Genomic DNA, 3,445 nt, shown 5'->3' on the forward strand with positions numbered 1-3,445 from the left:
AATAAGACATAAAATGCGCTGATATGAGACTGATAGCTTCTTGTGAATAAAGTAGTAGTTTACACCGCACATACTTCTGAACGGACGATAAAGCGCTTACCTTCAGGTATCTCAAGCGAAAAACTGGCCCCGCGTCCATCGACCACATCGATGGTTAAATCCGTATGTTGCCAAAGTTTATGCTGCGCTTTACCCATATAAAAGGGACAGCCAGCGAGCTCACCGATGAGCACGTCTTGGCCGCCCACTTTAAACTCGCCCAATGGATAACACATCGGTGAGCTACCATCGCAGCAGCCGCCAGATTGATGGAACATCAGGTCACCGTGTTTGGACTTTAATAGCTCAATTAACGCAACGCAGGCTTCTGTCGCTTCAAGTTTCATAACGTGCTCCTTATTTTTAAACTTTTACCCAAACTAATCGGTAAAATATAAAAGGCCGCATCATCATCACTCACATCATTAATAGCATGTGGCTGAAAACGATACGACCTGTTATTTGTGACCAAACGTCGTAATTATCGAGATAATTTCTAAAAAATAAAAATGTCTCAAATAATTGACATGTCTACATAGAGTAATCAATGACGATGCGACCCTCAATCTTACCATCACGCATACGATCAAAAATGTCATTGATATTCTCAAGCGGCTCAGCGGCAACGGTCGCTTTTACTTTACCTGCCGCTGCCATGTCGAGTGATTCTTGTAAGTCGAGACGGGTACCAACGATTGAGCCACGAATGGTAATACCGTTTAGAACGGTATCAAAGATAGAGACAGGGAAGTCGCCCGTTGGTAGACCATTACAGACCAAAGTACCACCGCGTCGTAACATGCCTAAGGCTTGGTCAAATGCTTTAGACGATACTGCTGTCACGAGCGCACCATGAGCACCGCCGATTTCTGTTTGTAGATATTCGGCAGGGTCGGTGTTTTTTGCGTTGACCGTGACTTTTGCCCCCAGTTTTTTGGCAAAATCGAGCTTTTCATCGTCAATATCGACGGCAGCAACGTTCAGTCCCATGGCAATGGCGTACTGTACCGCCATGTGACCAAGTCCACCGATACCTGAAATGACGACCCAATCACCTGGTTTGGTGTCTGTCATTTTCAGACCTTTATATACCGTCACACCCGCACATAGAACTGGTGCAATCTCAACAGAGTCAACGCTCTCAGGAATAATGCCAACATAGTCAGCATCTGCCAATACGTATTCTGCAAAGCTACCATTCACTGAATAACCAGAGTTCTCTTGACTTAGGCACAGGGTTTCCCAGCCACCTAGACAGTGCGTACAGTGACCACAGGCAGAGTAGAGCCAAGGCACACCGACACGGTCGCCTTCTTTAACATGCTTAACACCTTCACCCACAGCAGTGATCAGGCCGACACCTTCATGACCAGGGATAAACGGGGGGCTTGGTTTGACTGGCCAATCGCCTTCGACAGCGTGCAGGTCGGTATGACAGACACCTGATGCCTGCATTTTTACTACAATTTGACCAGGACCTGGGGTAGGGATATCAACTTCTTCAATCTGCAGAGGTTGGTTGAACTCATGCAGAACCGCAGCTTTCATTTTATTAGCCATGTTACTTTCTCCTTATCGTGGATGGTGAGTTGATAGATGTCATATCTACCAACTCATTATTTTATGGTGGCTGCCATAAAGTGCGTGACAGACAGGCTTAAAAGAAGCCCATCTTTTTGGGACTATAAGAAACCAGCATGTTTTTGGTTTGCTGATAATGATCAAGCATCATTAGATGGTTTTCGCGGCCGATACCCGATTGCTTGTAGCCACCAAATGCAGAATGCGAAGGATAGATGTGGTAGCAGTTGGTCCACACGCGACCTGCTTGGATGCCACGTCCGAAGCGATAGGCTTTGTGTACACTGCGTGTCCAGACTCCAGCACCAAGACCATATAAGGTGTCATTAGCAATGCTCATGGCCTCTTCGTCGTCTTTAAATTTCGTGACGGCAAGTACTGGTCCAAAGATTTCTTCTTGGAACACGCGCATATCATTGGTGCCTTCAAAGATGGTCGGTTTCACATAATAACCGTCGCCAAGCTCGCCATCGTGTTTGGCTTGCTCGCCGCCAACCAAGACTTTTGCGCCTTCTTTTTTACCGATATCCAGATAAGATAAGATTTTTTCTAACTGGTCTGAGCTGGCTTGTGCACCAATCATGGTGTCAGTGTCTAGTGGATTGCCCATTTTGATGGCTTCAACACGCTCGACACAGCGTTTGATAAATTCATCATAAATACTCTCATGTACCAGCGCACGCGACGGACAAGTACAGACTTCACCTTGGTTAAGCGCAAACATCACTAGACCTTCGACCGCTTTGTCCAAAAAATCATCGTCTTCGTCCATGACATCAGCAAAGAAGATATTTGGACTCTTACCACCCAGCTCTAGGGTAACTGGAATGATGTTTTCACTGGCGTACTGCATGATTAGGCGACCAGTAGTCGTCTCACCAGTAAAGGCAACTTTATTGATACGTGGATTGGAGGCAAGCGGCTTACCAGCTTCAACTCCGAAACCGTTGACCACGTTGAGGACACCTTTTGGTAAGATATCAGCAATCCCGATCGTCTCTAGCATAAATAGGATAGAGGCAGGCGTTTGCTCTGCAGGCTTGAGTACTATACAGTTACCAGCAGCAAGCGCAGGGGCTAGCTTCCATACTGCCATGAGGATCGGAAAGTTCCATGGGATAATTTGGCCGACGACACCAAGTGGCTCATGGAAGTGATAAGCAACCGTGTCATCATCAATTTGACTGATGCCGCCTTCTTGTGCACGAATGGCACTGGCAAAATAGCGAAAGTGATCGACAGCTAATGGAATGTCTGCTGCTAGGGTTTCACGTACAGGCTTGCCGTTTTCATACGTTTCGGCAATGGCGATGGCTTCTAAATTGGCTTCCATCTTATCTGCAATTTTGAGCAGTAGATTGGCACGTTCAGCGACACTGGTTTTGCCCCAAGCGTCTTTGGCAGCATGAGCAGCGTCTAAGGCTTTTTCAATATCGGCTTCTTTTGAACGGGCGACTTGGCAGATGACTTTACCGTCAATGGGGCTGGTGTTGTCAAAGTATTCTCCATTGGCTGGTGCGACCCACTCACCATTGATAAAGTTGTCATATTTTTCGCGGAATTGGACGGGGCTGTTTTCTGTATTGGGATAGGCGTGTAGCATTAACGACTCCTTGTTGTATTAATTTATAAAGCAAATAAACGTTCAAGCCTTTGATATATGATCTTTTGAGGTCATATCTATAAAGTCACTTGCACGTCTATAAAGTCACTTGCACGGTTTTGCTGGATCTTCCTGATCAGGTTGTCAGTCTATCCTACTGAACTTTTATACATAAGGATAGTTACTTTTACTAAAGCAAATCAGGTTGTTTCATAAATTTAG

General features: G+C 45.8%; 3 protein-coding genes. All 3 read right to left on the reverse strand.

Features of this window, described 5'->3' with window-relative positions; all coding sequences use genetic code 11:
• Positions 1 to 59: 59 nt before the first annotated feature.
• The 3 genes from ACTQ9T_RS14500 to exaC all read right to left on the reverse strand — a co-directional run bounded on the left by ACTQ9T_RS14500 (position 60) and on the right by exaC (position 3,223).
• Positions 60 to 386 carry a DUF779 domain-containing protein gene (locus ACTQ9T_RS14500; protein ID WP_060995664.1) on the reverse strand — a complete coding sequence of 109 codons (327 nt, stop codon included), beginning with the start codon at positions 384 to 386 and terminating at the stop codon, positions 60 to 62.
• Positions 387 to 570: 184 nt separating this feature from the next.
• A complete protein-coding gene (gene adhP, locus ACTQ9T_RS14505) occupies positions 571 to 1,599 on the reverse strand; it encodes an alcohol dehydrogenase AdhP (protein ID WP_289047793.1) in 1,029 nt (342 codons plus the stop codon).
• Positions 1,600 to 1,696: 97 nt separating this feature from the next.
• Positions 1,697 to 3,223, reverse strand: a complete 1,527-nt coding sequence (gene exaC, locus ACTQ9T_RS14510; RefSeq protein WP_440465482.1) for an acetaldehyde dehydrogenase ExaC — start codon at positions 3,221 to 3,223, stop codon at positions 1,697 to 1,699.
• Between the last annotated feature and the right edge of the window lie 222 nt (positions 3,224 to 3,445).

The organism is Psychrobacter sp. ASPA161_6, assembly GCF_051970285.1.
Taxonomy (GTDB): Bacteria; Pseudomonadota; Gammaproteobacteria; order Pseudomonadales; family Moraxellaceae; genus Psychrobacter; species Psychrobacter glaciei.